Raw genomic sequence first — 24,658 nt, 5'->3', positions numbered from 1 at the left:
CTAACGGCGGAATCAGAGGAATTCAATCGATTTAAATAGAAAGATATTCTCTCGTTTCTCCTGTTTTTGAAGCAATTAACGCCAACGCAAGCCCAGGGAAGCGCCGCTCGGCAGATTCGCTTATGCTTGGATCACCGAATGGAGACGCCGGTGGACGATCGGACCAAGCAAACGACGAAGGACCGCCTCCTGGATCTCGACCCTGCTCTGCGCGAGAAGGCAAAGCGCTGGTTCGCCGAGGCACGCGAGCAGACGAAGCGCGACGATGAAGAAATCGCCCGATGGCGCCGCACGTCCGGCGGCGGAGATGGAGGAAGCGGGGGCTTCGGCGATGACGGCGGCGGGGATTGCGGCGGCGGGGGCGACTGAGCGACGCGAGGCCAGGGAAATTTTCGCCCTGATTGAACCGTCAGGCCGTCATTGCGAGCGCAGCGAAGCAATCCGGGGGGACTGGATTGAACGCTCCAGCACAGTCCCCCCTGGATTGCTTCGTCGCTTCGCTCCTCGCAATGACGGTTCAGTCAGGGCAAAGCCGGTCTAGGGCGTCAAACCAGCAGCGACCAGCGCCGCGCCCTGCCGCTCGGCAACCCGCTCCACCGAAAATCCGTCGATCTCCGCCTCGAACAATCGGTGGAAATTCAGCTCCGCATCGAGATGCAGGAAGACGCCGCCGAGCCCGATCGCGGCGCGGTCCATGAAGACGAATTCGCGCGGCACAGTCACCGGCCCGCGCGCCTTCAGGGCCTGATGCACCTGGAAAGCCTGCTTGCGGCCGTATTCGGCCGGGCTGACGCCCTCGGCGATGCGCCTCACCCGGTCCTCCAGCAGCGGCCCGTAGATGAAGCGCGCCCAGATATTCAGAGTGTCGACGAGGTCCTTGGTCAGCCCCTTGAAGCCCCAGGTCTCGTAGGCGTGGACGACGCGGGCTTCCTCGCCATCGCGCAGCCCCTTGTAGAGATCGACCACCCCGCCGACGAAGCTCTCCGGGAAGATGCGGATGCAGCCATAGTCGAGCAGGTTGATACCCTGCGGCTCGCCGCCCTCCGCAAACACCGTGTAGTTCCCGAGATGTGGATCGCCATGGATGACGCCGTGATGGCTGAATGGACGCCACCAGGCCTTGAACATCGCGGTCGAGATCCGGTCGCGCACCGCCTGCCCGTCCTGCTTGTGCGAGAGGATCGGGCTGCCTTCGAGCCAGTGCATCGTGAGCAGCCGCCGGGTCGATAGTGCCGGCTCCAGCGCCGGCACGCGCACCTCCGGCGTATCGGACAGGATCGCCTGATAGAGCGCGGCATGCTTGGCCTCGCGCCGGTAGTCGAGCTCCTCGCGGACGCGGGCGCCGATCTCCTTGGCGATCTCGGTGGTGTCGATCACCGCGCCCATGCGCCGGTGTAGCGAGAACAGCACCTCGAGCTGTGCGATATCGGCCTCGACGGCCGATTCCATGTCGGGATATTGCAGCTTGCAGGCGAGCGCCGCTCCATCGAGCGTCGTCGCGCGATGCACCTGCCCCAACGAGGCCGCCGCTGCGGGCTTCAGGTCGAACTCGCCGAAGCGCTCGCGCCAGTTGGCGCCGAGCTCGGCCATCATCCGCCGCTTGACGAAGGCGGCGCCCATCGGGGGCGCCTGCGATTGCAGCTTCTGCAACTCGGCAGCGTATTCCGGCGGCACGACATCGGGGATGGTGGCGACGAGCTGCGCCACCTTCATGATCGGACCCTTCAGCCCGCCCAGCGCCTTGGCCAGCGCCTCGGCATTGGTGGCGTCGCGCCCCTCGACGCCGAACAGCCGGGCGCCCGCGATCCGGGCCGCAACCCCGCCGACATTGGCGCCGACGCGGGCATAGCGCGCTGCGCGGGCGGAGAATCGGTTGGCTTCGGCGTCGCGTTCGGACATGCGTATGGCGCTTTCGCTGATCCTGCCCACCTCATGTAGGCGGCGTCAGGCCGCACGCCAATGCGACAAGCCGCGCGAAGCATCGCGTCCGAGCCGGAACCACCTCCGTCATTCCGGGGCATTGCGCAGCAATGAGCCCGGAATCCAGAACCGATGCCGCCTCTTGAAGAAGCACGCGGGAATGGCTCGCCTGGCGATGAACGGCATCGGTTCTGGGTTCCGGGCTCGGCCCAATGGGCCGCCCCGGAATGACGGCGAATTCGTACGAAGCGAAACGCCTACGCAGCGCCCTGCCCCGCCAGCAGGCAGATCCGCCGCGCCACCTCGTAGGAGGTCTCAAAGGCCGGCAGCGGCAGGAACTCGAAGCGCGAGTGGAAATTATGCGCGCCGGTGAAGAAATTCGGCGTTGGCAGCCCGCGTGCCGAAAGCGCCGCGCCGTCCGTGCCGCCGCGCATCGGAATCAGCTTCGGCGCGATCTGCAATTCGGCCAGCGCCGCCATCAAGAGATCGACCGAACGCCGGTCCTCGCCCAGACTGTCGGCGATGTTGCCGTAAACGTCGCTCACCTCCGAGGTGACGCGCCCGGTCGGATAGCGCCGGACGATATCCGCCGCGACCTCGCCGATCCGGCGCTTGCGCGCCGCGAACGACATCTTGTCGAAATCGCGGATATTGGCCCGGAGCACCGCTTCGGCCGGCGTGGCGACGAGTTCAAGGAACCAAGTGTAGCCCTCGCGGCCCTCGGTATGTTCCGGCGTCTGCGCCCGGTCGAAGGCGGCCATGAAATCCTGCGCCATCATCAGCGGGTTCACCAGCACGCCCTTCGCGGACATCGGATGGGCAGTGACGCCGGTGAAGACGATCTCGGCCATGGCTGCGTTGAAATTCTCCCAGACGACCTCGCCGACCTCGCAGCTGTCGATCGTGTAGGCGAAGTCGCAGTCGAACCGAGCAAGATCGAGCGCCTTGGCACCGCGCAGCCCGATCTCCTCGTCCGGCACGAAGGCGACGAGGACGTCGCCATGCTGGTCCTCGGGGCGCAGTTCGGCAAGCAGCGTCATGACGATCGCGACGGCCGCCTTGTTGTCGGCGCCGAGCACGCTGGTGCCGTCGCTGAAGACGATCTCACTGCCCCTGTAGCCAACGATCTCAGGATGCTCGGCGACGCGCAGCCAGATGTCCTTCTCCGCATTAAGGCAGAGATCCTCGCCCTCGAAGCGCAACACCTGTGGCTTGATCACCGGCGACAGGCCGACATCGACCGTATCGACATGGGCGATGAAGCCGATGCGCGGCGCGCCCGCCTTCGTGCCGCGCTTGAGCGCCGTCACCGTGGCGTGGTCGTCGATGACGACATTCTCCAGCCCGAGCACGCGCAATTCCTCGGCGAGCAATTCCGCCAGAGCCTGCTGGCCGGGCGTGCTCGGCAGGCTCGTCGCCTTCATGTCGCTCTGGCTCTCGATCGCGACATAGCGCAGGAACCGTTCGAGCAGTTTGTCGCGCAAACTCACTGCGCCTCTCCCTTCGCCTGTCGCGACAGCCAGTCCCGCACCTCGGCCGCGCTTGCAGGCTGTCCGCCCGCCGCCTCGACCAGCCGGACGGTGTCCGCGATCAATTCACGATTCGTCTTGTCGCAGCCGAAGGGCGCATCCTCCAGCCCGCCGCGGACATGGACGCCCCGCCCTACCGCCGGGCCGATGAGATCGCCGAGATCGACACCGAGCCCGGCGATCATCACCGGCGCCTCGGGCGCATCCTCGGCGAGCAGCTTGAGATGGGCTTCCAGAGCCCATTCGCGCGGCGGAAAGCCCCAGGCGAAGGCATCCGAGAACATCAACCGGTAGATCGGCATCGGCATACCCGGATAGGCCTTGGCCAAGGCCGCGCCCAATCGCGTGAAGCCCGGCTCATAGATCGCATAGCTCGGGTGGACCTTGTGGCGCTCGGCCACCTCCATCCCCTCGCGGATATGCTCGCCGGGGTTCTGGTAGATGAAACCGGCCTCGCCCTGCGGAATGCCGGAGAAGGTCGTCCAGTTGCAGGAGCCGGGATCGAGCACACCCCATTCGGCAAGCCCGCGCTTCGCCAGCTCCTCGAGATGGGTGTAGCGGCCGGAGCCGATCATGTCGCCGGCATAGCCCGAGCCGAGGATCGGAATGGTCGGATAGACGATGGCATCGACCTTGGCGCGGATACCCTCGATCGCCTGCGCATAGAGCTCCCAGTCGTCGCGCTGGCGTCCGGTCGCCATGTCGTAGACATGCAGATGCACGATCGCCGCGCCCGCCTCCACGGCGGCGATGCCATCCGCGACGATATCGGGAATGCTGATCGGAATGCCGGGCTGGCGCTCCTTGCCCCAGGGGCCGTTGATCGCGGCCTCGACCCAGATCGGCTTGCTCATGCCGGCATATCCTTCGGCCAGTTGTCGCGAATCCAGCGCGTCAGCCCGTCCTCATCGACCTCGCCGGCCGCAAGCGCGAGGATCGCGGCAGCGGCACCGGCTTCAGGCACGATGAAATCGACGCCGTTGATGTAGAGAAAGGTGTAGAGCGCGAGCAGCGCGGTTCGCTTGTTGCCGTCGACGAAGGGATGATTCTTTGCCAGCCCGAACGCATAGGCCGCGGCAAGCTCGGGCAGCCCGGCGTTCTCATAGGACCATTTGTTGACCGGTCGTTCGAGCGCGGAAGCCAACATCCCTTCATCGCGCAATCCGACCCCTCCGCCATGAATGGCGAGCTGTTCGTCATGAATCGCGATGATGATCTCGTCCGACAGCCAGTTCGGCTCGCTCACTTCGCGAGTTCCGCCAGTGCGTTATGATAGATCTTCATCCCGCGCCGCGCGGCTTCCATCGCCTTGTCGAAATCCGGCTTCTGCTTGACGAAGCGAAAGCCGCCGCCGGCCTGCTCGACCAGATGGACCTTGTCGCCCTCGGAGAGCTTCAGCTGCGCGAGAACATCCCGCGGCAGGATCACCCCAAGCGAATTGCCGATCTTGCGGATCTGCAGCACGTTGGCATTCTCGCTGCCACGCTCGGTCGCAGGAGGGTTCTGCTTGTTCATTGCGGAATCCTTTCTGAGGCAATCGCGTTATATCACATGTATAACATACGCATTGTTATAACAAAAGTTATGCCGCGCTGAGGTCCTCGCCGCCTTGTCAGGCCCCCCGATGGCGAGTCTAGTGTCGCAGATTCAGCAGACGGATGACGACATGCTCGAACGCCGCGCGACCTATCGTGACACGCTGGACGCCTTCGCCTGGCGCATCCCGGAGCGCTTCAATATCGGCACGGCCTGCTCGGACGCCCATGCCGACGGCAGCGGCAAACCGGCGCTGATCTTCGAGGAGGACGGAGGCAAGGTCGCAACACTCTCCTTCGATGAGCTATCGCGCGCCTCGAACCGCTTCGCCAATCTGCTCCGCGCCCACGGCATCGGTCCGGGCGAGCGCGTCGGCATCCTGCTGCCGCAATCGCCGCAGACCGCGATCGCCCATCTCGGCGCCTATAAGCTCGGCGCCATCGCGCTGCCGCTCTTCATCCTGTTCGGCCCCGAGGCGCTTGAGCACCGCCTCGGCCATAGCGGCGCCAGCGTGCTGGTCACTGACGCCGAGAATATCGGCAAGGTCGAGGCGATCCGCGACGCCCTGCCGAACCTGCGCAAGATCTTCGTCGTCGGCGGCACCGGCCATCTCGATTTCGAGGCGGAGATGGCGAAAGCCTCCGACCGCTTTACCCCTGCCGACACGCGCGCCGACGATCCGGCCGTGATCATCTATACCTCCGGCACAACGGGGAAACCGAAGGGCGCCTTGCATGCCCACCGCGTGCTGCTCGGCCATCTGCCCGGCGTGCAGCTGCCGCAGGAGTTCTTCCCGCAGGCCCATGACCTGTTCTGGACACCCGCCGACTGGGCCTGGATCGGCGGCCTGCTCGACGTGCTCCTGCCCAGCCTCTATTGCGGCGTGCCGGTGCTGGCCTCCCGTGCCCGCAAGTTCGATCCCGAGGCCGCCTTCGCGCTGATGGCACGGCACAAGGTGCGTAACGCCTTCCTGCCGCCAACCGCGCTCAAGTTGATGCGGCAGGTCGGCAATCCCAGGCGCTTCGGCTACGCCATGCGCTCGATCGGCACCGGCGGCGAGACGCTCGGCGCCGACATGCTCGACTGGAGCCGCGAGACCTTCGGCTTCCCGGTCAACGAGTTCTACGGCCAGACCGAGGCCAATCTGCTCGTCTCCAATTGCGCGAGCCTCTTTTCCGTGAAGCCCGGTTCGATGGGCCGCGCCGTGCCCGGCCATCGCGTCGCGGTGATCTCGCCGGAAGGGCGCGAACTGCCTGATGGCGAGCAAGGGCTGATCGCGGTCGCACGCCCCGATCCGGTGATGATGCTGGAATACTGGAACCAGCCCGAGGCGACCGCGGCCAAGTTCATCGGCGACTGGCTCGTCACCGGCGACAGCGGCGCGCGCGACGAGGAGGGCTATTTCTGGTTCCAGGGCCGCGACGACGACATCATCTCCTCGGGCTCCTACCGCATCGGGCCGGGCGATATCGAGGATTGCATCATCCGCCACCCGGCCGTGCTGATGGTCGCGGTGGTCGGCGTGCCCGATCCCGTCCGCACCGAGATCGTCAAGGCCTTCGTGCTGCCGAAGCCGGATGTGACGCCGACAGCGGAACTGGCAGCCGAAATCCAGGCTTTCGTGCGCGACCGGCTCGCGGCCTATCAGTATCCGCGCGAGGTCGAGTTCGTGACCGAGCTGCCGCTGACCGCAACCGGCAAGATCATGCGCAAGGATTTGCGCAACCGGGAGATCGAGAAGCAGCGGGGCGGTTGAACCCCGCCGTCATGCTCGGGCTTGACCCGAGCATCTCAGGACCAGAAGGCGCCTCTTCTGGAAGAGATTCTCGGGTCTGCGCTTCGCTCCGCCCGAGAATGACACGGCGGCTCAGATCGCCTCCAGCACCAGCTCGAAGGTCATCAGCACCGGATTGTCGCCGCGCTTCAACCGCCCGCTGGCCAGTGCACCGCTGTAGTCGACCAAGGCGACATCGATCGCCGCCTCAAAGCCGCCGGCGGCGGGAGCGATCCGCCCCGCCGTAATCGCAACCTCGGTGGCGAAATTCTCGACCACGCCGCCACCCGTGAACCGCGCCCCGATGGTCGAGCCGACGCCGCCATGGATCACCGCTTCGCGGATGCCACGCTCGGCGCAGAACGCTTCCAGCGCTCCGCAAAAATCGACATTCGGCTTCACGCGAAGCGCGAAGAACCGCCCTTCGCCAGCGCCACCCGACGCCACCACCGGCCCGAACAGCTTGAAATGCGTCTCGCTATCCGGCTCCGCCGCGAAAACAGCACCGTCCAGCCCGACAGCCTGCAGCGTGATCGTCTCGGCCACGGTGGTTTCATCCGGCAGGATATGCCCGCCGCTGTGCTTGCCGTCCCCTTCCACCCATAGCGCATGGGCATGGAAGAACGGCGCCCCGTCGCGCCGGCCGAAAGTCATGGCGCCGACCTCGATCCGCGCCCCGCCCTCCGGCCGATAGGTATCGCTGTAGAAGGCCGCATGCTCAGGCGTCTTCGACAGCGCAGGCATCACATAGGCGAAGGGCGAGAGCCTGAGCCCATCGAGCTTGACCACCCCCGAGGCGAAACCCTCGGCCGCGAAACCGCTCCTCACCGCCTCCAGCAGCGGCACACCCGCCTGCAGCGTCAGCGAAAAACCCCGCCCGCGGCATTCGACCCACTGGATGCGCTCGGGCGTACCGGTGCCGGGCTGCTGGATGCGCCTCACGACGCCTTCCCCTTCAGGAAATCGAGTTCGCCGCGCTTCTCCAGCTCGTCCTTGACGAGGCGTTTCGGCACCTTGCCGTAACCGGATTTCGGCAGCGACTCCCAGAACAGGAAGCGCTTCGGCATCTTGTAGCGGGCGATCTTCGGCCCGAGGAAATCGGCGATCTCGGCTTCCGTCGCATTCTGGCCGGCCCGGTTGACGCAGACCGCGATGCCGATCTCGCCCCAGACCGGATCAGGCACGCCGAGCACCGCGACCTCCGCGATCGCGGGATGTGTCAGGATCTTCTCCTCGATCTCGCGCGGATAGATATTGGAGCCGCCGGAAATGTACATGTCCGAGGCCCGGCCGGTGATGTAGACGAAGCCCTGTTCGTCCATATGGCCGAGATCGCCGGTGCGGAACCAGCCGTTGCGGAAGGATTTCGCGTTGGCTTCCGGGTTGTCGTAATAGCCGGCGAAGACGGCCGGCCCGATCACGCAGATCTCACCCTGAACGCCGGGCTCGACCTCCTTGCCGTCCTCATCCTGGATCTGCACCTGCATGCCGGTGCGCTCGAAGCCGCAGGTGCCGATGCGGGCATTCGGCCCGTCCTCGGCCTCATGCAGGGCTGGCGGCAGCACGGTGATGTTGCCGGTCACCTCGCCCAGCCCGAAATACTGCACGATCACCTTGCCAAGTTTCTTCAGCGCCGCCTTCTGGTCCTCGCGATACATCGGCGCGCCCGCATAGATGATGTAGCGCAGGCTGGAATGATCATGGCTGTCGACGGCGGGATGCTCGACCAGCATCTTCAGGATCGTCGGCACGGTGAAGATGTTGCTGATCCGGTGCTTTGCGATCAGGCGATAGGCCTCGTCGATATCGAAGCGCTCGGTCGGCAGCAGGATCGAGGTCGCACCGCGCGCCGAGATCACGAGCTGGTGCACACCCGCGCCATGCGAAAGCGGCGCCACCACCAGCGATGCATCCTTCTCGGTCGAGCCGGGCACGAGGTCGCAGAGATGGTTGGTGATGACGAAGCCCATCTGGCCATGTGTCAGCACCGCAGCCTTCGAGCGCCCGGTCGTGCCGGAGGTGAAGAAGAACCAGCAGGGATCGTCATGCTCGACCGCCGCATTCTCGACCTTTTCGCCGCGATGACGGGCGATGACGGCACCGACCTCGTCCTCGCCGAAGGCCCCCTCGCCGATCCGCCAGATGAACTCCGGTGCCGGATGGGCTGCCGCGACCGTCGCTGCATGCTCCGGGAAATCGCCATGGCAGAGGAAGCCCTTGGCGCCGGAAGCGGTCGCGAGATAGGCGACCTCGTCCGGCAGCAGGCGGAAATTCGTCGGCACCCAGACGGCGCCGAGCCGGAAGGTCGCGAACATCGAGACGAACATCGCGTCGCAATTCTTGGAATGGACGAGCAGGCGGTCGCCCTTGCCGATGCCGCGCGCCCGCAAGCCCGCCGCCAACGCCGAAACCTGCGCATCGATCTCGGCCCAGTCGAGCGTCTTCTCGCCCCAGATAAAGGCGGGATGCTCCGCCAGGCGCCGCGCATTCTGCGTCGCGATATGGGCGAGGTTCATCACGCGCCGCGTCATCGGCACGACGCCCCCGGTGGGGGCTCCTTTTGCAGAGCTCATCTTGCGGCTCTCCCTGTCTCGATGGATCGCGGCGCGGCGGCGGCCGTCGGCCGCGCTGCCCGCTTGGATACGAACATCTCGGCCAAGAGCGTTTCCATGCGCTCAGCCTCGCGTGCCAGCGGCACCGCCAACTCCGCCTGCCGGCTCGGCGTCATGCGGCTGTCGATCGCTGCGATAGAGAGGGCCCCAGCGACCCGCCCGTCCGGATAGCGGAAGGCACGGCCGATGCCCCAGGAGCTGGCGACGAGCCGGCCGGGATTGAGCGAGAAGCCGCGCTCCCGCGTCTTGGCGAGATCGGCACGCAAGGCCTCCGGCGCGAAGCCCGGATAGCGCGCCAATAGCGCGGCTTCATTGGCCGCGATCACCCGGTCCACATCGTCGTCAGGCAGCGCCGCCAGCATGGCGAGCGAGCCGGCGCCGACGCCGAGCGGATGCTGGTCACCGGCCTGCAAGGCATGGGTCCGCACCGGATAAGTCCCCTCCTCCCGATGCAGGCAGATCGCATAGTTCTCGCGCCGAACGGTCAGGAAGCTCGTGTCCTGCGTCTCCGCTGACAGCCGGCGCAGGCCGTCCATCGCCAGCTCGAGCAGGCCGTGACGGCGCGCCGCCAGCACGCCGAGCACGAAGGCTTCCTCGCCGAGGCAATAGCGCCGCGTCTGCGGCTCCTGCTCGACAAGCCCGGCCCGCATCAGCGCCAGCAGCAGGCGCCGCGTCGTCGGCTTGTTGAGCCCGCTGCCGGAAACGATCTCGCCGAGCGGCATGCCGTCGGCCGGCTCCCGCCCGATCAGCGAGAGCAGCCCGAGCGCGCGGTCGACGCTCTGCGAGCCGGACAGGCCGGCTTCGGGCGCGGAATTCTGCGGCAAGCGCTCCTCCAGACAGTCCATGATATGGACCTTATTCTTGTGCCCCAACCGTAGATCGGCGCTTTGCGGATTGCAATGCCGCCTCCCTCGTGTAATCTGCCCGCCGTCCCGCTGCCTGGCTATTCACAGTGTGGACCGCAATCGACGCCGGCGACTTCACAAGATCGGCGCGAAGGGAGGAACGGAACGATGGCCCCAAGGGCATTCTGCATCACGGGCGTAATGCGCCCGGCGACCGGCATCTGAGGCCGCCGCATGAGTGATATCGCCGATACGCTGACGATCCCCGAGAACCTGAGCGAGAACGCGGATGCGCGTCCGGGCTCGGCCATCATGCGGCCAGTCGAAATCGTCGCCGCCGCGCTGGTCGCCTTCATCATCGGCGTACTGCTGCTCGGCGTCGTCTCGCGCTATGTCTTCGCGCTGCCCTTCGTCTGGGTCGACGAGGTCGCCTCGATCGCCTTCATCTGGCTCGCCATGCTCGGCGCCGCCATTGCCGTGGACCGCAACGAGCACCTGCGCCTGACGCTCTTCGTCGGCATGATGCCGCAGCGGCTGCGCGAATTCGCCGAGACCCTGGCGCTGACCGCCGTCGCCGCCTTCCTCGCCGCGATGGTCGATCCGGCCATCGAATATGCGGTGGAGGAGAGTTACGTCACCTCGGCCGCACTCAACATCCCCGTGAGCTGGCGGGTCTCGGCCATCGCCGTCGGCATCGTGCTGATGGGGCTGCTGACCCTGCGCTATCTCTTCAAGACCGCGCGCCTCGTCGACATCGCCGCTGCGGCTGCAATCGTCGGCGGACTCGGCCTCGCCTTCTGGCTGCTCGGACCGACCTTGAAGGGGCTCGGCTACTACAACATCCTGATCTTCCTGATCGGCGTTGTCGCCGCCTGCCTCGTCGCGGGCGTTCCGATCGCCTTCTGCTTCGGGCTGGGCACGCTCGCCTTCCTCGCCTTCTCGACCAATGTCCCGATGATCGTGATGATCGGGCGCATGGACGAGGGCATGTCGAGCCTCATCCTGCTCTCGGTGCCGATCTTCGTGCTGCTCGGCTGCATCCTCGATGCCACCGGCATGGGCAAGGCGATCGTCGATTTCCTGGCCTCGCTGCTCGGCCATGTCCGCGCCGGCATGTCCTATGTCCTGCTCGGCTCGCTTTATCTCGTCTCAGGGATTTCGGGCTCCAAGGTCTCTGACATGGCGACCGTGGCGCCTGCGCTGTTCCCGGAGATGAAGCGGCGCGGCTACAAGCCCAAGGACCTGATCGCGCTGCTTTCGACCGGCGCCGCCATGGCCGACACCGTGCCGCCCTCGATCGTGCTGATCGTGCTCGGCTCCGTCGCCGGCGTCTCGATCGCGGGTTTGTTCAACGCCGGCTTCGTCATCGCTGGCGTCTTGCTCGTCGCGCTCGCGGGCCTCGCCCGCTGGAAGGCGGCGGCGGAGGACATGAAAGGCGTGCGCCGCGCCCCGCTCGCGGTGATCGGCAAGGTCGCGCTCGTCGCGGCACCGGCGCTGGTCCTGCCCTTCATCATCCGCGCCGCGGTCGGCGGCGGCGTCGCCACCGCGACCGAGGTCTCGACCATCGCGGTGCTCTACGCGCTCATCATCGGCATCGTGCTCTATGGCGGCATCAGCCCGCGCAAGTTCTACGCGATGCTGGTCGAGACGGCGGCGCTCTCCGGCGCGATCCTGATGATCCTCGGCACCGCGCTCGCCATGGCCTGGGCGCTGACCCAGACCGGCTTCGCGCGCGACCTCGCCAGCTTCATGGCGCATCTGCCCGGCGGCTGGCTCAGCTTCATGGCGGTGTCGATCGTCGTCTTCATGATCCTCGGCTGCGTGCTGGAGGGCCTGCCTGCGATCGTGCTGCTGGCGCCCCTGATGTTCCCGATCGCCAAGAGCCTCGGCATCAACGACGTGCACTATGCGATGGTCGTGGTCACCGCGATGAATATCGGCCTGATGGCGCCGCCGATCGGCATCGGCTTCTACATCGCCTGCAAGATCGGCAACGTCTCGCCGGACGAGGCGATGGGTGCGATCTGGCCCTATCTCATCGCCCTGCTCGTCGGCCTCGTCGTCATCGCCCTCGTCCCCGGCCTCTCGACCTGGGTGCTGTGAAGCTCATGCCGGAACGAACAGGCTCCATGTCATCCCGGACAAGCGGCGCTAGCCGCGCAGATCCGGGATCCATCGTAGAGCACGCAGCCCTACGATGGATCCCGGCGCTCCGCTTCGCTGCGGCCGGGATGACGCGCCTCTGAGATCAACTGCAGAAACAAGCAAAAGCACCAAGGAGAAAACGCCCATGACCATCTCGCGCCGCACCCTGCTCCAGGCGACAGCCGCCGCCTCTGCCATCGGCACCTTCCATATCGGCCGCGCCAACGCCCAGGCCGCCGAGTTCACCTATAAATACGCCAACAACCTGCCCGTCGCGCACCCGATGAACGCGCGCGCCAACGAGGCCGTGGCGAAGATCAAGGAAGAGACCAAGGGCCGGGTCGACATCCAGATCTTCCCGAACAACCAGCTCGGCTCCGACACCGACATGCTGAGCCAGGTGCGCTCGGGCGGCGTCGAGTTCTTCACGCTCTCGCCGCTGATCCTGTCGACGCTCGTCGCCAACGCCTCGCTCTCCGGCATCGGCTTCGCCTTCCCGAACTACGATGCCGTCTGGAAAGCGATGGACGGCGAGCTCGGCGCCTATGTCCGCGGCCAGATCAACAAGGCCAATCTCGTCGTCATGGACAAGATCTGGGACAACGGCTTCCGCCAGATCACCTCGTCGAAGGGCCCGGTCAATTCGCCTGACGATCTCAAGGGCTTCAAGATCCGCGTGCCGGTCTCGCCGCTCTGGACCTCGATGTTCACCGCCTTCCAGTCGGCCCCGGCATCGATCAACTTCGCCGAGGTCTACACCGCGCTGCAGACCAAGATCGTCGACGGCCAGGAGAACCCGCTCGCGATCATCGCAACCGCAAAGCTCTTCGAGGTGCAGAAGTACCTCTCGCTGACCAACCACATGTGGGACGGCTTCTGGTTCCTGGCCAACCGCCGCGCCTGGGAGAAGCTGCCGGAAGACCTGCGCGCCATCGTCGCCAAGAACATCAACGCCGCCGCGCTGCTGGAGCGTGACGACGTCGCAAAGCTCAATGCCGGCCTGCAGGGCGAGCTCGCCTCGAAGGGCATGACCATCAACGAGACCAAGGCCGACCCCTTCCGCGATGCGCTGCGCAAGGCCGGCTTCTACGCCGAGTGGAAGAAGAAGTACGGCGACGAGGCCTGGGGCATCCTGGAGAAGGCCGTCGGCAGCTCGCTGAGCTGATCGGCTACTAGCTCGTCATTCTCGGGCGAAGCATGGCTTCGACCCGAGAATCTCACGACCAGTTCGCTCTGGTTTCAGAGATGCTTGGGTCAAGACCGAGCATGACGGCGCTGCATTGGCGCGCCTTACCCCATCCAATAGAAAGAACTCTCACATGGCCGACCGGCTGAAGGGCAAGATCGCCATCGTTTTCGGCGCGGGCTCCTCCGGGCCCGGCTGGGGCAACGGCAAGGCCGCGGCAGTCGCCTATGCGCGCGAAGGCGCCAGCGTCGCCTGCATCGACCTGAATCTGGCCGCCGCCGAGGAAACCGCCGCGATCATTACTCGCGAAGGTGGCAAGGCGCTGGCGTTCGCCGCGAATGTCACCGATCTCGCCTCGGTCGAGGCTTGCGTCGCCGCGACCGCCCGGCATTTCGGCCGCATCGACATCCTCCACAACAATGTCGGCGTCACCCATATGGGCGGCCCGGTCGAGCTGTCGGAAGAGCAGTTCAACGCCTCGCTCCAGCTCAATCTCGGCTCGGTCTATCGCTGCGCCAAGGCCGTCATCCCGGAGATGCTGAAGGGCGGGGGCGGCGCCATCGTCAACATCTCCTCGCTTGCCGCCATCCGCTGGACCGGCTACCCGTACTTTGCCTATTACGCGACGAAGGCGGCGGTGAACCAGGCGACGGTCGCGCTCGCGATGCAATACGCAAAGCGGGGCATCCGGGCGAACTGCATCATGCCCGGCCTGATCGACACACCGCTGATCTACAAGCAGATCTCCTCGCAATACGCCTCCGTCGAGGAGATGGTGGCCGCCCGCGACGCGCAGGTGCCGATGGGCAAGATGGGTACCGCCTGGGATATCGCCAACGCCGCGATCTTCCTCGCCTCAGACGAAGCGAAGTTCATTACCGGCGTCTGCCTGCCGGTCGATGGCGGCCAGAGCTGCACCGCCGGCCTGCCGGGCTGAGCGCACCGCGTCATTCTCGGGCGGAGCAAGGCGAAGACCCGAGAATCTCCGGACAAGAGGGCACTGGAGCCTCCACCGGCACGAGATGCCCGGGTCAAGCCCGGGCATGACGGTCCTCTCCCCCCATCGACCGTCCATTCCTCCATTGGAACGCTTGCTCCATTTCAGCTTCGCTGCCAGAACTGTCGCAACAGGGACGGCAACGAGAATCCTTCAATGAGCGAAACCGCCGTTGCGGAGCTGCCGCGCGACTTCGACGAGTTGCGCACATCGATCCTCGCCCAGCGCGAGAGCCTGCCCAAGCGTATCGCCCAGATCGCGGCCTATGCTCTCGACAATCCCGACGAGATCGCCTTCGGCACCGCTGCCAGCATCGCGATCTCGGCCGGTGTCCAGCCCTCCACCCTGATCCGCTTCGCCCAGCATCTCGGTTTCGACGGCTTCACCAGCCTGCAAAGCGTCTTCCGCGAACGGCTGCGCGAGCGCAATTCCAGCTATGAGGAGCGCCTCAATACGCTGCGGGGCGGTGACGACGCAGCTGCCGGCAACCATCGCATCCTCGACGGCTTCCTCACCGCCTCGCGTAAGTCGCTCGACGTGATGAGCCGCACGCTGGATGAGGCGACGCTCGACCGCGCGATCGATGTGCTCGCGCGCGCCGAGACGATCTACATCCTCGCCCGCCGCCGCTCTTATCCGGTGGCGAGCTATCTCGCCTATGCGCTCGGCAAGCTCGAAGTCCGCAACCAGCTCGTCGAGTCGGCCGCCGGCCTCGATCCGGAGATCATCGCCTTCGCCACGCCGAAGGATGCGGTCCTGGTCATCAGCTTCTCGCCCTATGCGCCTGCGACGATCGAGGACGCGCGCGGCCTCGCCGAACGCGGCGTGCCGCTGGTCGCCATCACCGACAGCGCCTTCTCTCCGCTCGCCAGCATCGCCAAGCTCTGGTTCGAAGTCGCCGAGGCGGATTTCGGCGGATTCCGCACCCTGGCCTCGACCATGGCGCTGTCGATGGCGCTCGCCGTCGGCGTTGGTGAGGCACGCCGGACCGGGCGCGGCAAGGGCCGGCGCATCGGAGGCGTTTAAGGTTCTAGGGAATGTACATTCCGCATTGACGAAAAGCTGGAATTATTATTTCATTCCGGCAACGGGAGCCCTTCGGCTCCGATGACCAGCGCAGCCGGGAGAGAGACATGACGGGACCGCTCGGCGGATCGGCGCAGGCGCTCGACGTCATCACCATCGGCCGCGCCTCGGTCGATCTCTACGGCCAGCAGATCGGCTCGCGGCTGGAAGATGTCACCTCCTTCGCCAAATCGGTCGGCGGCTGCCCGGCCAATATCGCGATCGGCACGGCCCGGCTCGGCCTGCACTCTGCCCTGCTCACCCGCGTCGGCAACGAGCAGTTCGGCCGCTTCCTGCGCGAGCAACTTGCCCGCGAGGGCGTGAATCTCGACGGCCTCAAGACCGATCCGGAGCGCCTGACCGCGCTCGCCATCCTCTCGGTCGAGAGCGACAAGTCCTTCCCGCTGCTGTTCTATCGCGAGAACTGCGCCGACATGGCGCTGGAGGAAGGCGATATCGACCCCGCCTTCATCGCCAAGGCCCGCGCCGTCGTCGTCACCGGCACGCATTTCGCCCGTCCCGGCCCCGAAGCCGCCCAGCGCAAGGCGATGAAGCTGATGCGCGGGAACGGCGGCAAGGTCGTGCTCGACATCGATTACCGCCCCAATCTCTGGGGCCTCGCCGGGCATGATGCCGGCGACAACCGCTATATCGCCTCGCAGGCCGTCTCCGAGCGGATGAAGACGGTCCTGCCCGGCTGCGACCTCATCATCGGTACGGAAGAGGAAGTCCTGATCGCCTCGGGCGAGAACGAACTCCTGCCGGCGTTGAAGACGATCCGCTCGCTGACGCCTGCGACCATCGTGCTCAAGCGCGGCCCGATGGGTTGCATCGTCTATGAGGGCGCCATTCCCAACGACCTTGAGGACGGCATCGTCGGCAAGGGCTTCCCGATCGAGGTCTACAACGTCTTAGGCGCCGGCGACGCCTTCATGTCCGGCTTCCTGCGCGGCTGGCTCGGCGGCGAAAGCCTCGCCACCGCCGCGACCTGGGCCAATGCCTGCGGCGCCTTCGCCGTCTCGCGCCTGCTCTGCTCGCCGGAAAGCCCGACTTTCGAGGAGTTGCAGTACTTCCTCAAGAACGGCAGCCCGCATCGAGCGCTGCGCAAGGACGCCGACATCAACCACATCCACTGGGCGACGACGCGCCGCCGCGACATCCCCTCCCTGATGACGCTGGCCTGCGATCATCGCTCGCAATTGGAAGAACTCGCCGCGAAGCTCGGCGCCGAGCCCGCCCGCATCCGCGATTTCAAGGTGCTGGCGGTGAAGGCCGCCGCCCGCGTCGCCGATGGCCGCCCCGGCTACGGCATGTTGCTCGACGAGAAGCATGGCCGCGAGGCGATGTTCGAATTCGCCCGTCATCCCTTCGCCTGGCTCGGCCGCCCGGTCGAATTGCCGGGCTCGCGCCCGCTGCGCTTCGAGGTGAGCCAGGATATCGGTTCGCTCCTGCCGGAATGGCCGGTCGACCACTGCATCAAGGCGCTCTGCTTCTACCACCCGGACGATCCGGAAGAACTGAAGCACGAGCAGCAGGAGAAGCTGCGCGGCCTGTTCGAAGCGGCCCGCAAGGTCGGCCGCGAACTGCTGATCGAGATCATCGCCAGCAAGAACGGCCCGCTTGGCCCCGATACGATCGCCCGCGTGCTCGAAGAGATCTACGCGCTCGGCATCAAGCCCGACTGGTGGAAGCTGGAGCCGCAATCCTCTCCCGCCGCCTGGGCCGCGATCGAGAAGACTATCGCGAAGCATGATCCCTGGTGCCGCGGCGTGCTGCTGCTCGGGCTCGATGCCCCTGCCGAGGAGCTGGAGGCCGGCTTCGCCGCCACGGCCTCGGCGCCCATCGTCAAGGGCTTCGCCGTCGGCCGCACCATCTTCATGAATGCTGCCGAAGGCTGGCTCTCGGGCAAGCTCGACGACGAGGCAGCGATCGCCGACATGGCAGAGCGATTCGAGGCGCTGACCGGCCTCTGGCTTGCCACGCGCGGCCGCAAGGCGGCATAGCTTTCCGGCCTGGAGACCATCATGACCCGCACCGTCCGCCTCACCATGGCGCAGGCGCTGACGCGCTATCTCGCCGCGCAGATGACCGAGATCGACGGAGAGCGCCTCCCGATCTTCGGCGGCGTCTGGGCGATCTTCGGCCATGGCAATGTCGCCGGCCTCGGCGAGGCGCTCTGGCACGAGCGCGAGCGCCTGCCGACCTTCCGCGCCCATAATGAGCAGGCCATGGCCCATGCCGCCATCGCTTACGCCAAGGCCAATATGCGCCGCCGCTTCATGGCCGCGACCACCTCGATCGGCCCCGGCGCGACCAATCTCGTCACCGCCGCGGCACTCGCCCATGTCAACCGCCTGCCCGTGCTGCTGCTGCCGGGCGACGTCTTCGCCAACCGCATCCCTGACCCTGTGCTCCAACAGGTCGAGGATTTCGGCGACGGCACGGTCTCGGCCAATGACTGTTTCCGACCGGTCTCGCGCTATTTCGACCGCATCACCCGGCCGGAGCAGATCATCCCGGCGCTGACCCGCGCCATGCAGGTCCTGACCGACCCGGCCGAATGCGGCCCCGTCACGCTGGCGCTCTGCCAGGACGTGCAGGCCGAAGCTTACGACTATCCCGAGAGCTTCTTCGCCGAGCGCCTCTGGACGCCGCGCCGTCCCCGCTCCGACCGCGACGAACTGAAGGCAGCAGCCGACGCTCTGAAAGCCGCGAAGAAGCCGCTCATCGTCGCCGGTGGCGGCGTGCTCTATTCCGGCGCCAGCGATGAGCTCGCCCGTTTCTCGGCCGCGACCGGCATTCCGGTCTGCGAGACGCAAGGCGGCAAATCCGCCCTGCCCGACGACAATCCGCTCAACATGGCCGCCGTCGGCGTCACCGGCACCGAAGCCGCCAACCGGCTCGCGGCCGAGGCCGATCTCGTCCTGGCTGTCGGCACGCGCCTGCAGGACTTCACGACCGGTTCCTGGGCGCTGTTCGGCGCCTCCACAAAGACGATCGTCGGGCTCAACGTGCAGCCCTTCGACGCCGGCAAGCACCACGCCCTGCCCCTTGTCGCCGATGCCCGCGAGGGGCTTACCGAGCTGGCCGAGGCCATCGGCAGCTGGAAGGCGCCTGAGAGCTGGACCGCTAATGCCAAGGCCGGCAAGGCCGACTGGCAGAAGGAAGCCGGCAAGGCGACCGCCGCCAGCAATGCCGCCCTGCCCTCGGATGCGCAGGTCATCGGCGCGGTCCAGCGCACGCTGGGCTCCGACGTCATCCTGCTTCATGCGGCGGGCGGCCTGCCCGGCGAATTGCACAAGCTCTGGCAGGCCGGCGCGCCCGGCTCCTACCATGCCGAATACGGCTTCTCCTGCATGGGCTACGAGATCGCCGGCGGGCTCGGCGCCAAGATGGCGCGGCCCGACAAGGAGGTCGTCGTCATGGTCGGCGACGGCTCCTACCTGATGCTCAATTCCGAGATCGCGACCTCGGTGATGCTGGGCCTCAAGCTCACCATCGTCCTGCTCGACAATCGCGGCTACGGCTGCATCAACCGCCTCCAGAACGCGACTGGCGGCCAGAGCTTCAACAACCTGCTTAGGGACGCCCGGTACGAGACGCTGCCGGAGATCGACTTCGTCCAGCACGCCGCCAGCATGGGCGCGATCGCGACGAAGGCAGCCTCGATCGCCGAGCTCGAAAGCGCGCTGGCGCAAGCGAAGAGCAACACTCGCACGACCGTCGTCGTCATCGACACCGACCCGCTGATCTCGACGGGAGCCGGCGGCGCCTGGTGGGATGTCGCGGTGCCAGAGGTCAGCGAGCGTGCCGAAGTTCGCACGGCGCGGGCGAATTACGACAAGAAGCGCAAAGGGCAGCGCGTCGGTGAGTGAACCATGGCCGTCATTGCGAGCGTAGCGAAGCAATCCAGGGGCGGAAGAGCTCTACGTCCCCCTGGATTGCTTCGTCGCTGCGCTCCTCGCAATGACGGCAGAGCCAGCCATCAGGAAAGACTTGAAACATGATCCGCATCGGCGCGAACCCCATCGGCTGGTCGAATGACGACATGCTGGAGATCGGCGGCGACATCCCGCTCGAAACCTGCCTGAGCGAGGCTCACGAAGCCGGCTTCACCGGCATGGAGCTCGGCAACAAGTTTCCGCGCGAGGCCAGCAAGCTGAAACCGATCCTCGACGCCCATGGCCACGCGCTGGTCTCCGGCTGGTACTCGACCGAACTGCTCGTCCGCGACGTCGCCGCCGAGATGGTCGCCGTGAAGGCCCATGCGACGCTGCTGCGCGACATGGGCTGCTCGGTCCTGATCGCGGCCGAGACCTCGAACGCGATCCATTCCGACATCGCCAAGCCGCTCTCGGCCCGGCCCGTGCTGCCGAAGAACCGCTGGGACGATTTCGGCGCGCGCTACACCAACTTCGCCGAAGCGGTGAAGGCCGAGTACGGCCTGCAACTCGTCTACCACCATCACATGGGCACGGTGGTGCAGACCGAAGCCGAGATCGACCGGTTCATGGGTGTCACCAGCCCGGCCGTGGGCCTCTTGCTCGATACCGGCCATGCCACCTGGGGCGGCGGCGACCCCGCCCGCATCGCCCGCCACTGGAAGGCCCGCATCCACCATGTCCATTGCAAGGATATCCGCGAGGCCGTGATGTGGCGCTCCAACCGCGAGGACTGGTCCTTCCTCGAATCCGTGCTCGCCGGCGTCTACACGGTGCCGGGCGACGGCCTGATCGACTATGTCCGCGTGCTCAAGGAATTGCAGGGCTATTCCGGCTGGATCGTGGTCGAGGCCGAGCAGGACCCTAAGAAGGCGGAGCCGGCGACCTATGCCAAGCTCGGCCACGCCAATCTCGCCCGCTTCATCAAGGAAGCCGGGCTGGCTTGAGTTTAACTGACAAGCCCTCATCCTGAGGAGCCGCCGAAGGCGGCGTCTCGAAGGATGCTCCAGATGGTTCCGGAGCCTCCTGGATCATCCTTTGAGACGGCCCTCCGGGCCTCCTCAGGATGAGGGCTATGCTGATTTCCGGCCCGAGGAGCATTCCATGTCCCATCTCAAGGTCAAGCCGCAGGGCACGTACGGCCACGTCACCCATGTCACGCCGGAAAGCGCCGGCTGGACCTATGTCGGTTTCGACCTGCATCGCCTGAAGCCGGGCGAGACCGTCTCCGCCAGGACCGGCAACCGCGAGGCCTGCCTGGTCTTCGTCACCGGCAAGGGCAAGGCCGCCGCCGGCGGCAAGGAATTGGGCGAACTGGGCCAGCGCATGAGCCCCTTCGAGGGCAAGCCCTGGTCGGTCTATCTCCCGGAAGGATCGGACTGGTCGGTCACCGCCACCACCGATCTCGAACTCGCCGTCTGCACGGCGCCCGGCCTCAAGGGCGGCCTGCCCATCCGCGTCATCAGCCCGAACGATCTCGGCCAGGAGATCCGCGGCAAGGGTTCCAACACCCGCCACGTCACCAATATCCTGCCTGAGAACGAGCCGGCGGATTCGTTGCTCGTCGTCGAGGTCATCACCCCCGCCGGCAACACCTCCAGCTATCCGCCGCACAAGCACGACCGGGACGACCTGCCGCGCGAATCCCATCTGGAAGAGACCTACTACCACCGTCTCAACCCGCCGCAGGGTTTTGGCTTCCAGCGTGTCTACACCGACGATCGCAGCCTCGACGAGGCCATGGCGATCGAGAACGGCGACGTCGTGCTGGTGCCGAAGGGCTATCATCCCTGCGCCACCTGCCACGGCTACGATCTCTATTATCTCAACGTCATGGCCGGCCCGAAGCGGACCTGGAAGTTCCACAACGCCGCCGAGCACGAATGGCTGCTGAAGAGCTGAACTCTCCTCGCCAGTCAGCTGCACCACGGCAAAGTCAGCCATCATTCCGGACGAGCTGCAAAGCAGCGCAAACCCGGAAGCCAGCATAAAGCTCGACGCTCAGCGATGGATCCCGGGTCAAGCCCGGGATGACGATCCACTCTGGTCGTCGCGTAGCCTAACTCTCAAGGGTTGCATTTGTAGACGGTACCCTTGGTATCGGGCCCCTTCCACTTGATGTCGGCGGCAGTGGCGAAGACATGGGTTCCGTCCATCTCTGCCGCGCGAATCTTCAGGCGCGTGATCACCGAATCGCGCGTCTTGTCGATCGTCATGATCGACTGGACGCTGTCCTGCCCGTCGATCTCGCCGAGCTTCGTGCAATTCTCCACAACGCTCTTTGCGTCGGTCACCACGACGATGCTGCTGCGTGAGGTGTGATAGGCGCAGGCGCCGAGCAGCAGGGCGGGCAGGAGGATGAGAAAGCGGGGCATCGTCACGTCCGGGCTGTCCTGATCGGGTCTCCGCCCATGTTCCGCCGCTTTGGCGCAAATGCAAGCCTGAGCCCGCGTAAAACCGCTCCTACGCTCCTGCCGCTCCCTGGGGAACAGCGATATCGTCACGATTGCAGCGGAATTGTCGCGATTTGACGCTGCGAACTTTAACGCAAAGCCCGCGTTATTCTTGACCTTCCTACGTCGCTGCTCTTAACTCCCTCCAGGCCAATGGGAGGCTGAAAAGGATAAAATATGCGTAGCATTCTGATTGTTGGCGCCATGGCCGCTCTTCTCGCCGGTTGCCAGACCGCGCAGGAGTCGATGGCCGACGCCGAAGTGACCTGCGAGTCCCAGGGCTTCCGCCCGGGCACCCGCGCTTATCAGCAGTGCCGCTCGGCCAACTATGTCGAGAACCGTCGCGCCTCGAACGAAGCCGGCTCGGCTGTCGCCGCCGGCGTGGCCGCCGGTGTCGTCGGTGGCGCGCTCATCGCCGCTGACAACCGCTCCTATTACCGCGGTGGCTGGTACGGTCGTCGCGGCGGCTATTGGTGGTAAGATAGCGGACGCCTTCCCTTCGGAAGGCACCCTTTCAACATATTCGAGCCCTGCGGCGTTTCGCGCCGCAGGGCTTTTTCATTGAAGGGCTGAAGCCCGAAAGCGTCAGCGGCGGGCGCTCCGCTTGCGCGCCGGAGCCGCGGCCGGCACGCTGGCCGAAGACGAACTCAACAGCGAACCGATCACATAGGCCGCGAGCCCCAGCCCGACGACGAGTGCCACCGGTTCGCGCTCGGCGCGCTTCGCCAGCATGCGCCCGCCTCTGTCGGCGTAGCTGCGGGCCGTCGCCGCATAGTCGCTTGCGCGGTCGGCATAATCGTCAGCGACATCGCGCTGCGAACGCAACCAGCCAGCGCCCGATTTCAGGGCCCGGTTGCCGGCATCGGCTGCCTCGGAGCCGTAATCCTGGAGCCAGCCGCGCCAGCGCCCGTCATCCGGCTGGTAGCGTTCCCAGCCCGATGACGGCCGGCTGCGCAGCGCCGCCCAGGCGACGAGGCCGGCGCCGATCACCCCGAGCCCGAGCACCGTGAGCGGATGGCGCTCGACTGTCCGTGCCACCGCCTCCCCGCCGCCGCGGACGGTCTCGAACGGCTCGGCCTCGCCCCAGGCTTCCTTCGCCCGGTCGTAATGCTCCTTGATGGTCTCCTGAGCCTTGCCGGCGAATTCCGCCGCCTTGCCGCGCAGGCTGCTCACGCTGGCGCCCATCGCCTCATCGGCCCCATCGCCGGCCTTCGGAACATCGGGCGGGAAGCTGTTGCTGATCGCCATGGCGGTCTCTCCGTTGTTGAAGGGGGTGATGGCCAGAGAACGAAGCGGGCGCGGCCGAGTTCCCCGCCGCGACAAAACAACCGGGCCTCGATTCTTCGCGGCTTCGGCCATGACCGCGTCATGATTGGATGCGACGTCTTCGGGAACAGGGGCATTCAACGAGAAGGAGACGCGCATGCATGTTCAGCACCTCCAGATCGCTCACCCGTTCGTTCTCTCCGATCCCGAATGGATCGCGCTCGAGAGCATCGAGGAGGAAACCCGCCACTTCATCTTCGACGAAACGATGTTGCATTCCCTGAAGGATCGCGGTCTCGTCGAGTCGGACGGCACCATCTGGCGGGTCACCCAGTCCGGCCAGAAGCGTCTGAACGAACGTGACTGAAGCGGACGAAAACCGGAGTTTCCGGTTCAAGCGATGGACAATCAGGCCCGCCCGTTCGGCGGGCTTTTCCATGCGCGGGTATCGATAGTCAGAACAGTGCGCCCGGCCATAGCCACCAGAGCAGCGCAACTGCGCCCCCGATCCAGATCGCCAGGATCGCGATCATCCCGCCATAGCTCGTCTGCTTCGCCTGATTTGCCGCGATGGTGCGGTACTCGGCCATCAACGGTCCCGGGATGAGCTTGACCACCAGAAGGATGCCGAGCGGCACGATGATCAGGTCGTCGAGATAACCGAGGATCGGGATGAAATCCGGAATGAGATCGATCGGGCTGAGGGCATAGGCCGCGACCGCGCCCGCCGCGAGCTTCGCATGCCACGGCGTCCGGCTGTCGCGAGCCGCGATCCACAGAGCGAGCGCGTCCCGCTTGAGCAGGCGTGCCCATTGCTTCATTCGTTCCAGCAACACGGACCCTTCCGGACTTCGATCTCGCGCCCGCCCCGGTTAGCAGATAACTCTTGCCAGGTTCCACTGTCCGGCAGCGCTGGAAAAGCGCCTGCCTCATGGCCATATAGCGGCCCCCTTCCCGTTCCGATGAGCTGACATGGGCAAACCCGTTTCCATCACCATCTCGCATGACCTCGGCCGGGACGCCGCGCTCGCGCGCCTGCGCGGCGGCGTCGACAAGATCCGCGACCGGCTCGGCATGGTCAGGATGCAATTGGTCGAGGAGCGCTGGGAGGGCGACGCCCTGCATTTCGGCGTCGGTGCGCTCGGCCACACCGTCCATGGCCGCGTCGAAGTCGAGGAGCGGCTGATCCGCGTCGAGGTGACCTTGCCCTGGATGCTCGCGGTCTTCGCCGAGAAGCTCAAGATCGGCGTCGAGAAACAGGGCCAGATCCTGCTCGAGAAGCCGAAGGCCTGACCGTATCGTCCGCCATTCCCGGCGGCCGGAATTTTCGGCACCAAAGCCTGAAAAGTCGTACGCCTTTCGGTTGAAATCACCATCCCGAAACCCCAT

24 protein-coding genes are annotated in these 24,658 nt (G+C 66.0%); 13 read left to right on the top strand and 11 right to left on the bottom strand.

Annotated features, from left to right (window positions below):
• The first annotated feature begins 138 nt into the window (after positions 1-138).
• Positions 139-369, top strand: a complete 231-nt coding sequence (locus tag Q0Q02_RS00270; RefSeq protein ID WP_293806053.1) for a hypothetical protein — start codon at positions 139-141, stop codon at positions 367-369.
• 168 nt (positions 370-537) lie between these two features.
• On the opposite strand, the gene Q0Q02_RS00265 is transcribed toward Q0Q02_RS00270, so the two are convergent.
• The 5 genes from Q0Q02_RS00265 to Q0Q02_RS00245 all read right to left on the bottom strand — a co-directional run bounded on the left by Q0Q02_RS00265 (position 538) and on the right by Q0Q02_RS00245 (position 4,964).
• Positions 538-1,899 (bottom strand): AarF/UbiB family protein, encoded by a 1,362-nt coding sequence (locus tag Q0Q02_RS00265; protein ID WP_293806052.1) that lies wholly within the window; start codon positions 1,897-1,899, stop codon positions 538-540.
• A gap of 278 nt (positions 1,900-2,177) precedes the next feature.
• Positions 2,178-3,410: a peptidase T gene (gene pepT / locus Q0Q02_RS00260; protein ID WP_293806051.1), complete on the bottom strand. Its 1,233-nt coding sequence runs from the start codon at positions 3,408-3,410 to the stop codon at positions 2,178-2,180.
• On the bottom strand, positions 3,407-4,303 hold the full coding sequence (locus Q0Q02_RS00255; RefSeq protein WP_293806050.1) for a 3-keto-5-aminohexanoate cleavage protein: 897 nt from the start codon (positions 4,301-4,303) through the stop codon (positions 3,407-3,409). Before Q0Q02_RS00255 ends, pepT begins: the two co-directional genes overlap by 4 nt.
• A complete protein-coding gene (locus Q0Q02_RS00250) occupies positions 4,300-4,695 on the bottom strand; it encodes a type II toxin-antitoxin system death-on-curing family toxin (RefSeq protein WP_293806049.1) in 396 nt (131 codons plus the stop codon). The genes Q0Q02_RS00255 and Q0Q02_RS00250 overlap by 4 nt, the downstream gene beginning before the upstream one ends.
• Positions 4,692-4,964, bottom strand: a complete 273-nt coding sequence (locus tag Q0Q02_RS00245) for an AbrB/MazE/SpoVT family DNA-binding domain-containing protein (protein WP_293806048.1) — start codon at positions 4,962-4,964, stop codon at positions 4,692-4,694. The genes Q0Q02_RS00250 and Q0Q02_RS00245 overlap by 4 nt, the downstream gene beginning before the upstream one ends.
• 151 nt (positions 4,965-5,115) lie before the next feature.
• Here Q0Q02_RS00245 and Q0Q02_RS00240 point away from each other — a divergent pair, with 151 nt between their 5' ends.
• Complete coding sequence (locus Q0Q02_RS00240; protein ID WP_293806047.1) at positions 5,116-6,741, top strand: acyl-CoA synthetase; 1,626 nt, start codon at positions 5,116-5,118, stop codon at positions 6,739-6,741.
• 111 nt (positions 6,742-6,852) lie between these two features.
• Here Q0Q02_RS00240 and Q0Q02_RS00235 read toward each other — a convergent pair whose 3' ends face one another.
• From Q0Q02_RS00235 to Q0Q02_RS00225, 3 genes are read right to left on the bottom strand one after another with little or no spacing between them, the layout of a single operon-like run.
• Complete coding sequence (locus tag Q0Q02_RS00235; protein WP_293806046.1) at positions 6,853-7,701, bottom strand: DUF296 domain-containing protein; 849 nt, start codon at positions 7,699-7,701, stop codon at positions 6,853-6,855.
• Positions 7,698-9,332 (bottom strand): acyl-CoA synthetase, encoded by a 1,635-nt coding sequence (locus tag Q0Q02_RS00230; RefSeq protein ID WP_293806045.1) that lies wholly within the window; start codon positions 9,330-9,332, stop codon positions 7,698-7,700. Before Q0Q02_RS00230 ends, Q0Q02_RS00235 begins: the two co-directional genes overlap by 4 nt.
• Entirely contained in the window at positions 9,329-10,216 is an 888-nt protein-coding gene (locus Q0Q02_RS00225) for an IclR family transcriptional regulator (RefSeq protein ID WP_293806044.1), read from the bottom strand. The genes Q0Q02_RS00230 and Q0Q02_RS00225 overlap by 4 nt, the downstream gene beginning before the upstream one ends.
• A gap of 234 nt (positions 10,217-10,450) precedes the next feature.
• Here Q0Q02_RS00225 and Q0Q02_RS00220 point away from each other — a divergent pair, with 234 nt between their 5' ends.
• The 8 genes from Q0Q02_RS00220 to iolB all read left to right on the top strand — a co-directional run bounded on the left by Q0Q02_RS00220 (position 10,451) and on the right by iolB (position 21,452).
• A complete protein-coding gene (locus tag Q0Q02_RS00220) occupies positions 10,451-12,319 on the top strand; it encodes a TRAP transporter large permease subunit (protein ID WP_293806043.1) in 1,869 nt (622 codons plus the stop codon).
• A gap of 187 nt (positions 12,320-12,506) precedes the next feature.
• Complete coding sequence (locus Q0Q02_RS00215; protein WP_293806042.1) at positions 12,507-13,526, top strand: TRAP transporter substrate-binding protein; 1,020 nt, start codon at positions 12,507-12,509, stop codon at positions 13,524-13,526.
• Positions 13,527-13,680: 154 nt separating this feature from the next.
• Positions 13,681-14,484 (top strand): glucose 1-dehydrogenase, encoded by an 804-nt coding sequence (locus Q0Q02_RS00210; protein ID WP_293806041.1) that lies wholly within the window; start codon positions 13,681-13,683, stop codon positions 14,482-14,484.
• Positions 14,485-14,700: 216 nt separating this feature from the next.
• Positions 14,701-15,570, top strand: coding sequence for a MurR/RpiR family transcriptional regulator (locus Q0Q02_RS00205; RefSeq protein ID WP_293806040.1), 870 nt, complete (start codon positions 14,701-14,703; stop codon positions 15,568-15,570).
• A gap of 107 nt (positions 15,571-15,677) precedes the next feature.
• Complete coding sequence (gene iolC, locus Q0Q02_RS00200; RefSeq protein WP_293806039.1) at positions 15,678-17,612, top strand: 5-dehydro-2-deoxygluconokinase; 1,935 nt, start codon at positions 15,678-15,680, stop codon at positions 17,610-17,612.
• A 21-nt stretch (positions 17,613-17,633) separates the two neighbouring features.
• Entirely contained in the window at positions 17,634-19,484 is a 1,851-nt protein-coding gene (gene iolD / locus Q0Q02_RS00195; protein WP_293806038.1) for a 3D-(3,5/4)-trihydroxycyclohexane-1,2-dione acylhydrolase (decyclizing), read from the top strand.
• A gap of 128 nt (positions 19,485-19,612) precedes the next feature.
• The gene (gene iolE / locus Q0Q02_RS00190; protein WP_293806037.1) at positions 19,613-20,497 is read left to right on the top strand and encodes a myo-inosose-2 dehydratase; all 885 of its coding nucleotides are present in this window, start codon (positions 19,613-19,615) and stop codon (positions 20,495-20,497) included.
• A gap of 157 nt (positions 20,498-20,654) precedes the next feature.
• Entirely contained in the window at positions 20,655-21,452 is a 798-nt protein-coding gene (gene iolB / locus Q0Q02_RS00185) for a 5-deoxy-glucuronate isomerase (protein WP_293806036.1), read from the top strand.
• A 164-nt stretch (positions 21,453-21,616) separates the two neighbouring features.
• Here the strand turns inward: iolB and Q0Q02_RS00180 are convergent, their stop codons facing one another.
• Positions 21,617-21,925, bottom strand: coding sequence for a hypothetical protein (locus Q0Q02_RS00180; RefSeq protein WP_293806035.1), 309 nt, complete (start codon positions 21,923-21,925; stop codon positions 21,617-21,619).
• Between the two features lie 255 nt (positions 21,926-22,180).
• Between Q0Q02_RS00180 and Q0Q02_RS00175 the strand changes: the two genes are divergently transcribed.
• Positions 22,181-22,483: a hypothetical protein gene (locus Q0Q02_RS00175; RefSeq protein ID WP_293806034.1), complete on the top strand. Its 303-nt coding sequence runs from the start codon at positions 22,181-22,183 to the stop codon at positions 22,481-22,483.
• A 105-nt stretch (positions 22,484-22,588) separates the two neighbouring features.
• Here Q0Q02_RS00175 and Q0Q02_RS00170 read toward each other — a convergent pair whose 3' ends face one another.
• On the bottom strand, positions 22,589-23,251 hold the full coding sequence (locus tag Q0Q02_RS00170) for a hypothetical protein (RefSeq protein WP_293806033.1): 663 nt from the start codon (positions 23,249-23,251) through the stop codon (positions 22,589-22,591).
• Between the two features lie 175 nt (positions 23,252-23,426).
• On the opposite strand from Q0Q02_RS00170, the gene Q0Q02_RS00165 reads away from it, so the two are divergent.
• Entirely contained in the window at positions 23,427-23,636 is a 210-nt protein-coding gene (locus tag Q0Q02_RS00165) for a hypothetical protein (RefSeq protein WP_293806032.1), read from the top strand.
• Between the two features lie 88 nt (positions 23,637-23,724).
• On the opposite strand, the gene Q0Q02_RS00160 is transcribed toward Q0Q02_RS00165, so the two are convergent.
• Entirely contained in the window at positions 23,725-24,090 is a 366-nt protein-coding gene (locus Q0Q02_RS00160; protein ID WP_293806260.1) for a YkvA family protein, read from the bottom strand.
• Positions 24,091-24,241: 151 nt separating this feature from the next.
• Between Q0Q02_RS00160 and Q0Q02_RS00155 the strand changes: the two genes are divergently transcribed.
• Positions 24,242-24,562, top strand: a complete 321-nt coding sequence (locus Q0Q02_RS00155; RefSeq protein WP_293806031.1) for a polyhydroxyalkanoic acid system family protein — start codon at positions 24,242-24,244, stop codon at positions 24,560-24,562.
• Positions 24,563-24,658 lie beyond the last annotated feature (96 nt).

This window comes from uncultured Allobosea sp., assembly GCF_945956895.1.
Taxonomy (GTDB): Bacteria; Pseudomonadota; Alphaproteobacteria; order Rhizobiales; family Beijerinckiaceae; genus Allobosea.
This window is presented reverse-complemented; position numbering and strand designations above follow the sequence as displayed.

What these genes read in the sequence shown, in the direction of transcription:
- Q0Q02_RS00270 (WP_293806053.1), top strand. Translation starts at nt 139, where the DNA reads ATGGAGACGCCGGTGGACGATCGGACCAAGCAAACGACGAAGGACCGC.
- Q0Q02_RS00265 (WP_293806052.1), bottom strand. Translation starts at nt 1,899, where the DNA reads ATGTCCGAACGCGACGCCGAAGCCAACCGATTCTCCGCCCGCGCAGCG.
- Q0Q02_RS00255 (WP_293806050.1), bottom strand. Translation starts at nt 4,303, where the DNA reads ATGAGCAAGCCGATCTGGGTCGAGGCCGCGATCAACGGCCCCTGGGGC.
- Q0Q02_RS00245 (WP_293806048.1), bottom strand. Translation starts at nt 4,964, where the DNA reads ATGAACAAGCAGAACCCTCCTGCGACCGAGCGTGGCAGCGAGAATGCC.
- Q0Q02_RS00240 (WP_293806047.1), top strand. Translation starts at nt 5,116, where the DNA reads ATGCTCGAACGCCGCGCGACCTATCGTGACACGCTGGACGCCTTCGCC.
- Q0Q02_RS00230 (WP_293806045.1), bottom strand. Translation starts at nt 9,332, where the DNA reads ATGAGCTCTGCAAAAGGAGCCCCCACCGGGGGCGTCGTGCCGATGACG.
- Q0Q02_RS00225 (WP_293806044.1), bottom strand. Translation starts at nt 10,216, where the DNA reads ATGGACTGTCTGGAGGAGCGCTTGCCGCAGAATTCCGCGCCCGAAGCC.
- Q0Q02_RS00220 (WP_293806043.1), top strand. Translation starts at nt 10,451, where the DNA reads ATGAGTGATATCGCCGATACGCTGACGATCCCCGAGAACCTGAGCGAG.
- Q0Q02_RS00215 (WP_293806042.1), top strand. Translation starts at nt 12,507, where the DNA reads ATGACCATCTCGCGCCGCACCCTGCTCCAGGCGACAGCCGCCGCCTCT.
- Q0Q02_RS00210 (WP_293806041.1), top strand. Translation starts at nt 13,681, where the DNA reads ATGGCCGACCGGCTGAAGGGCAAGATCGCCATCGTTTTCGGCGCGGGC.
- Q0Q02_RS00205 (WP_293806040.1), top strand. Translation starts at nt 14,701, where the DNA reads ATGAGCGAAACCGCCGTTGCGGAGCTGCCGCGCGACTTCGACGAGTTG.
- iolC (WP_293806039.1), top strand. Translation starts at nt 15,678, where the DNA reads ATGACGGGACCGCTCGGCGGATCGGCGCAGGCGCTCGACGTCATCACC.
- iolD (WP_293806038.1), top strand. Translation starts at nt 17,634, where the DNA reads ATGACCCGCACCGTCCGCCTCACCATGGCGCAGGCGCTGACGCGCTAT.
- iolE (WP_293806037.1), top strand. Translation starts at nt 19,613, where the DNA reads ATGATCCGCATCGGCGCGAACCCCATCGGCTGGTCGAATGACGACATG.
- iolB (WP_293806036.1), top strand. Translation starts at nt 20,655, where the DNA reads ATGTCCCATCTCAAGGTCAAGCCGCAGGGCACGTACGGCCACGTCACC.
- Q0Q02_RS00180 (WP_293806035.1), bottom strand. Translation starts at nt 21,925, where the DNA reads ATGCCCCGCTTTCTCATCCTCCTGCCCGCCCTGCTGCTCGGCGCCTGC.
- Q0Q02_RS00175 (WP_293806034.1), top strand. Translation starts at nt 22,181, where the DNA reads ATGCGTAGCATTCTGATTGTTGGCGCCATGGCCGCTCTTCTCGCCGGT.
- Q0Q02_RS00170 (WP_293806033.1), bottom strand. Translation starts at nt 23,251, where the DNA reads ATGGCGATCAGCAACAGCTTCCCGCCCGATGTTCCGAAGGCCGGCGAT.
- Q0Q02_RS00165 (WP_293806032.1), top strand. Translation starts at nt 23,427, where the DNA reads ATGCATGTTCAGCACCTCCAGATCGCTCACCCGTTCGTTCTCTCCGAT.
- Q0Q02_RS00160 (WP_293806260.1), bottom strand. Translation starts at nt 24,090, where the DNA reads ATGAAGCAATGGGCACGCCTGCTCAAGCGGGACGCGCTCGCTCTGTGG.
- Q0Q02_RS00155 (WP_293806031.1), top strand. Translation starts at nt 24,242, where the DNA reads ATGGGCAAACCCGTTTCCATCACCATCTCGCATGACCTCGGCCGGGAC.